The following is a 5,725-nucleotide window of genomic DNA, read 5'->3' as shown; positions in this document are numbered from 1 at the left end:
ATTCAATCATTTCGGCGGTGAGCCGAAATAGAATGAATCGCGCAAGGCGCGCGAAAACACGGCGGAGCGAAAGCGGAGCCGCAGTGGGGCTGACACGGGGCAGTGCTTGGGGCTATGCTCTTGCGGCTCTTTGAGCCGCGCAGTTCGCCGCCACCCCGAGTGGCGGACTGCAACTCGACAGGGCTCGTTGCATTCACCGCTGGCAGCGAACTGTTTTAACAAGGCGCGCCGAGGACGAATCTTACAAAAGGGTCGAGTTTTTGCGACCCGTAGGGTCGCCGGGCTTGCGCGCTGGGCCTTTGGCCCATCCCCGGAGCGCGCAGCCCGAAACCAATAGAATGGGGCAGAGAACTGGGCCGAGCTTCTGCGGCCCTTTGGGTCGCGCAGTTCGCCGCCACCCCACGCGGCGGGCTGCAACTCGACGGAGCTCGTTTCGCCTCCGCTGGCGGCGACCGCGCAAAGTCCGGCTACATTAGGATGGCGGCGGCCGGTTACTTGTTGGGGTAGTTCCCGCCAGCATTCGAATGCCGAGCGTCCCGTTTTCCGAGAGGCAACGCAACTGAAAACCGTAGCCGCGGTTGCTGGAGAAACTGGGATGGAAATACGTCGCATAGAAATGCAGATAGATCCCGCTGAAGACGACCGACGCCGCCGACCAACTGAACCCGCAATTGCCCGCACCCAATAGCGTACCCGCGTCCCACAGACGGTGCCCGGGGCGGGAAACAGAAATAAAAACACACTAACACCAATAAACTATGAAAAAGTTATTTTTATCATTGATGATGGTCGCGCTGGTAGCCGGCGCCACCGCTCAGGACTACAGCAAACAAGCCGTCCGCGACGCCAAGCGTACCGAACGGAAAGAGGCCATGGTCTCTCAAATGACCAACGCCCTCCAGAGCCACAACTTCACCTTCTCCGCCTCCTATCTGACCCCCGAATTCGCCGGGCCCCAGCAGGCGCTCAACCAGTGGAACAACTACGTCACCATCTATCCCGGCTATTTGGAAGTGAACCTGCCTTACGTGTCCGTGGCCGAGAACGTGACGATGATTCCGAAACGGATCAACTTCACGACCAACCGGTTCACCTTCTGGGAAGACATGAACAACGGCTCGCAGTGGACGCTCGTTTTCCAGACCGAGTGGGATAACGTGAAGTACGTTTTCCACCTGAACTATAATATCGACAACGGGCTGGCCACGCTGACCCTGGTTCCCAACATGGGGAACACCGCTTCCTACACCGGTACTATCCAGGCCAACTGATTCGACCGGGTTCGATAAAAACGAAAGGCGGTCTCCGTTACGGAGACCGCCTTTCCTATGTTACACAAGGAGTAAAAAACACGTTTAACCTAATCCGACAACACGAAGTTGATCGGCACATTGACATACACCCGCACCGGTTTCCCCCGGTTCGATCCCGGCGTCCACTTCGGCGCACTCTTGATCACCCGCACCGCCTCGTCGTTCAACAGCCGGTCGACCCCCCGCAACACCGTCACATGGCTGATCGAGCCGTCTCGTTCCACCACGAACTGCACCATGACCCGCCCCTGCGAGCCGTTGTCCTGTGCCGCCGGCGGATAGACGATATGTTTCCCGCACCATCTCGCGAAGTCGTCCACCGTCCCGCCCATAAAGGTCGGCATGGTTTCCGCCACCACCACCGGCGTATCGTCCTCCGCTTCCTCCTCGCCCGTATACGTCCCCCCGAACTTCGTCACGTCCACCGCCAGATCCTGCGTCACGTCCAGGTCGAGAATATTGACCGTCGGTTCGATTTTGGCGTCGTTTTTCACCACGTTCAGGATTTCCGAGATCGCCACCGCCTGAGTTTTCATCGGTGCCGGCGGCCGCTTGTCTTCCTGAATGGTCACCTCCATCATTTCCGTTTCGACCACGACCGGAGCCTGTTCGACGACCTCGATGACACGCTCCTTCTGGCTCCAGCTGAACATGGCGATACATGCCGCCAGCGCCACGATGATACCGATCTCCAGAAAATAGCTCCGCTTATTTTCCAGGTCGGCCTTGGGTGATTTTTTGAGTTCCATATTGGGTAGTGAATTTTGTATGCGTCGGTGCGCATAACCGGTAAATCGCGCTTACAAATCTATGCCATTTATTCGAAAAAACCAATACTTCGTTCGGATAATATTTGTGGCTGTCGAAAAAAGGGCTATATTTGTGGAGTCTGAACGGGGAATTAGCTCAGTTGGTAGAGCGCTTGCATGGCATGCAAGAGGTCACCGGTTCGAACCCGGTATTCTCCACACTTGTCTTTTCGGTTTCCGCCATCGTTTTCTCTCATGAAACGCTACTGTCCTCATCTGTTCAGCTATTCCCGTCGGCGGACCCACCCCATTCGGATCGGCAGCCGTTTAGTGCTGGGCGGCGATGCGCCGGTCGTCGTGCAGTCGATGACCACCGCCAATACGGCCGACGTCGAGGCTTCGGCCGCCCAGGTGCTGCGGATCGCGGAGGCGGGGGCCGAGCTCGTGCGGCTCACCGCGCCGGGGCGCACCGAGGCGGAGCGGCTGCTGACCATCCGTCGGCGGATCGAGGAGCGGGAGTGCTACGTGCCGCTGGTGGCCGACGTCCATTTCAATCCGCAGGTGGCCTTGATTGCGGCGCAGTATGTGAGCAAAGTGCGGATCAATCCCGGTAATTTTATCGATAAGCGGGCCACGTTCCGGCAGCTGGACTATACCGACGCCGAGTACGCGGCGGAGTTGGAGCGGCTGCGGGTGCAATTGACGGCGCTGATCGAGGTTTGTAAGTATTATAATACGGTCATTCGGATCGGCGTGAACCACGGGTCGCTCTCCGACCGGATCATGTCGCGATACGGGGATACGACCGACGGGATGGTCGAGTCGGCGATGGAGTTCCTGTACGTTTGCCGGGCCGAGGGGTATGACCGGGTGGTCATCTCGATGAAGTCGAGCAATACCAGAGTGATGGTCGAGGCCTATCGGAAGCTCGCCGCGCGGATGGACGAAGAGGGGATGACCTACCCCCTGCACCTCGGCGTGACCGAAGCGGGCGAGGGGGAGGACGGCAGGGTGAGGTCTGCGGTGGGGATCGGCGCCTTGCTGGCCGATGGGATCGGGGACACCATTCGCGTCTCGCTGACCGAAGCGCCGGAGAATGAAATGGCGCCGGCACGGATCTTGGCCGACTATTTCGTGGGCCGCGAGATGCACAACTACATTCCGGTGGACGACGAGCCGGTGCCGTACGATCCTTATACATATGTGCGGCGGGCGACCACTCCGGTTCGATATCGCGGGGTGACGATCGGCGGCGGGGCACCGCCTATTGTGGTGGGAGATCGTGTCGGGGAGGGCTGTGCGGACTTGTCGCCGGAAGATTTTACGCTCGTCACGCCGCGGCAGGCGATGCAGGGCTTGGATCATGGACAGGGCTGGATCGCCTGCACGCTGGAACACCTCTCGTATGAGTTTTTGGAGTGGCTGGAGAGCCATCCGGAAAGGATACTCGTATTGGTGTCCGAGAACAGCCATTGGGTGGGCGAGATTCGGGCCTGCTTCGTGCAGCTGATGCGGCACGGGTTGCAGAACCCGGTGATTATGAGCCGCTGTTATGGCCAGCGGGATTTGGAGCGGTTGCAGCTCTATGCGGCGGCGGACTTCGGCGCGCTGCTGATCGACGGCTTCGGAGACGGGATATGGATCGTGAACGAAGTTTTTGCCACTGAATACGATGAAGACTCGGCCGGGAATTTAGTCGAGACCGAGCGGGATGTGACGCCGGATTTCGATCTGACCTCGCTTTCGTTTTCGATTTTGCAGGCCGCGCGGGCCCGGATCTCGAAGACCGAGATTATCTCGTGTCCGGGCTGCGGTCGGACGCTGTTCGAGCTCCAGGAGGTTGCCCGGGCTGTCAAGGCCAGGTTCGGACACTATCCGGGGCTGAAGATCGCCGTGATGGGCTGCATCGTGAATGGGCCGGGCGAGATGGCCGACGCCGATTTCGGTTATGTCGGAGCGGGGAACGGCGTGGTGACCTTGTACCGGGGGAAAGAGGTCGTCGAGCGCAACATTCCGCAGGAGGTGGCGTTGGAACGGCTCGAAGCATTGATTAACCAGAGTTTACGGAACCAATCATGACGATATTGACCAACGAAGAGGTGCTGGAGCTGCTCAAGGGGGTGACCCATCCGGAGCAGGACAAGGACATCGTGTCGCTGGGGATGGTGGAGCATCTTCAGGTCGATCCGGCGACCGGAGCGGTGCGTTTTACGCTGAAACTGACCAAACCGCGGGATCCGATGGCCGCTTCCGTGCGGCGGGCGGCGGAGGCGATCCTGACCGAAGCGACCGGTGTTTCGCCGGTGATCGTGGTGTCCGAGCCGCTGCCGCCGGACTCGAAGGCGGCGAAGCAGCAGGCGATGCGAGAGAAGAGCTCGATGAGCGGAGTAGGGCAGGTGATTGCGGTGGCGTCGGGCAAGGGCGGGGTGGGGAAGAGCACCGTGACGGCCAATCTGGCGGTGGCCCTGGCGGCCGAGGGTTTTCGGGTGGGGGTCTTGGATGCGGACATCTACGGGCCTTCGATGCCGAAGATGTTCGGCGTGGAGGAGTATAAACCGGTGGCAGAGGTGGCCGAAGACGGTTCCGATCTGGAATACATCGTTCCTGCGGAGGCGTATGGAGTGAAGGTGATGTCCATCGGGTTTTTCATCTCGGGTTCGGATGCCTTGGTGTGGCGCGGGCCGATGGCGACCAACGCGTTGAGGCAGCTGTTGCACCAGACGGCGTGGGGTGAGCTGGACTATCTGTTGATCGACCTGCCGCCGGGAACGGGGGATTTGCACCTGACGATCGTCAGCGAGTTGAAGCTTTCGGGAGCGGTGATCGTCAGCACGCCTCAGGAGGTGGCTCTGGCCGATGTGGTGCGTGGGATCGCGATGTTCCGGAACGAGAACGTCGGGGTTCCGATTCGTGGGATTGTCGAGAACATGGCGTGGTTTACGCCGGCGGAGCTGCCGGAGAATAAGTACTATATTTTCGGGCCGGCGGGAGCGGACGGTCGGGTGGCCGCTTTAGCGAAAGAGCAGAGGGTTCCGTTTTTGGGTTCGATCCCGTTGGTGCAGGCGATTGCGGAGGGGGGAGATGCCGGGGAGCCGATTGCCTCTCGTGATTCGGTGACGGGTGAGGCATTTCGTGTCGTGGCTCGGACATTGGCGTGAGTTTCGGTAAGCGTTTGGGGCGAGGCTGCCGCCGTTTGGGGTAGAGGCTACCATTAAACCACCCGAAGGGTGCGCCCGCCTGGCGTAAGGATAGTCCCCCAGTAGGACAAACGCGCGCCCTGCCTTAGGAGGGAAATTGTCAAAATGCGCTTGCGCGTTTTGGCAAGATTTTCAAAGTGCGCGAAGAGAGAACGGAACAAAGAGTTGGTCTGAGACTGCCGCAGCAAAACGAAGTTTTGCCCGTCCACGGGACGTGGGGCCCGCGCGGCCCGAGCGCAGTACCCTCAAACTAAAACGCGCGCCACTCTTAAAGAAGCGATACGCAGTATCGCTCCGTCCCGCCGGGGTCACCCGGACGCCGCCCGCGCAGGGCAGTTTTAGACGGGACAAAGCTCAACCGCGCGCCCCGCCTTAAGAAGCGATTCAACTGTTTCGTTGGTGAGCCGAAACAGAATGAATCGCGCAAGGCGCGCGAAAACGCGGCGGAGCGACAGCGGAGCCGCAG

The 5,725-nt window shown here is 60.0% G+C and carries 5 protein-coding genes and 1 tRNA gene; 4 read left to right on the top strand and 2 right to left on the bottom strand.

Features of this window, described 5'->3' with window-relative positions:
- Positions 1–472 precede the first annotated feature (472 nt).
- Positions 473–685, bottom strand: coding sequence for a hypothetical protein (locus Q9S52_RS10365; RefSeq protein WP_304709058.1), 213 nt, complete (start codon positions 683–685; stop codon positions 473–475).
- Positions 686–758: 73 nt separating this feature from the next.
- Between Q9S52_RS10365 and Q9S52_RS10360 the strand changes: the two genes are divergently transcribed.
- Positions 759–1,271, top strand: a complete 513-nt coding sequence (locus tag Q9S52_RS10360) for a DUF4251 domain-containing protein (protein ID WP_297623738.1) — start codon at positions 759–761, stop codon at positions 1,269–1,271.
- 89 nt (positions 1,272–1,360) lie between these two features.
- Here the strand turns inward: Q9S52_RS10360 and Q9S52_RS10355 are convergent, their stop codons facing one another.
- Positions 1,361–2,062, bottom strand: coding sequence for an energy transducer TonB (locus tag Q9S52_RS10355; protein WP_294594458.1), 702 nt, complete (start codon positions 2,060–2,062; stop codon positions 1,361–1,363).
- 146 nt (positions 2,063–2,208) lie between these two features.
- Between Q9S52_RS10355 and Q9S52_RS10350 the strand changes: the two genes are divergently transcribed.
- The 3 genes from Q9S52_RS10350 to Q9S52_RS10340 all read left to right on the top strand — a co-directional run bounded on the left by Q9S52_RS10350 (position 2,209) and on the right by Q9S52_RS10340 (position 5,220).
- Positions 2,209–2,281, top strand: a tRNA-Ala gene (locus tag Q9S52_RS10350).
- A 36-nt stretch (positions 2,282–2,317) separates the two neighbouring features.
- Positions 2,318–4,141 carry a (E)-4-hydroxy-3-methylbut-2-enyl-diphosphate synthase gene (gene ispG / locus Q9S52_RS10345; RefSeq protein ID WP_304709057.1) on the top strand — a complete coding sequence of 608 codons (1,824 nt, stop codon included), beginning with the start codon at positions 2,318–2,320 and terminating at the stop codon, positions 4,139–4,141.
- A complete protein-coding gene (locus Q9S52_RS10340) occupies positions 4,138–5,220 on the top strand; it encodes an Mrp/NBP35 family ATP-binding protein (RefSeq protein WP_304709056.1) in 1,083 nt (360 codons plus the stop codon). The genes ispG and Q9S52_RS10340 overlap by 4 nt, the downstream gene beginning before the upstream one ends.
- The last annotated feature ends 505 nt before the right edge of the window (positions 5,221–5,725 follow it).

The sequence above is a fragment of the uncultured Rikenella sp. genome (genome assembly GCF_948810725.1).
In the GTDB taxonomy this organism is placed as follows: Bacteria; Bacteroidota; Bacteroidia; order Bacteroidales; family Rikenellaceae; genus Rikenella.
Note: the sequence above shows the minus strand (reverse complement) of the source record. Positions and strands in the feature narration are given on the sequence as shown.